Origin of the sequence: Apilactobacillus kunkeei (genome assembly GCF_005930975.1) — a bacterium.
Taxonomy (GTDB): Bacteria; Bacillota; Bacilli; order Lactobacillales; family Lactobacillaceae; genus Apilactobacillus; species Apilactobacillus kunkeei_E.
Map to the genome: position 1 here is coordinate 1 of NZ_VBSE01000008.1, position 254 is coordinate 254.

Below are 254 nucleotides of genomic sequence, written 5' to 3' on the forward strand. Positions count from 1 at the left end.
CGAGGGGTTGGCGCGCTTGAGGTCGAAGATGAGCTGCTTGAGGTCTTCGATCGAGTAGATGTCGTGGTGCGGCGGCGGCGAGATCAGGCCGACGCCCGCGGTCGCGTGACGCGTGCGCGCCACCCACGGGTACACCTTGGTCGGGGGCAGCTGACCGCCCTCGCCGGGCTTGGCGCCCTGGGCGAGTTTGATCTGGATGTCGTCGGCCTCGGTGAGGTAGAGGCTCGTCACACCGAACCGACCGGACGCCACCT

At 68.5% G+C, this 254-nt stretch carries 1 protein-coding gene; it reads right to left on the reverse strand.

The window, feature by feature from the left end; all coding sequences use genetic code 11:
* Positions 1–254, reverse strand: a 254-nt coding sequence (locus FD688_RS00030; RefSeq protein WP_138741306.1) for a glutamate synthase-related protein, incomplete at both ends; no start/stop codon positions are given.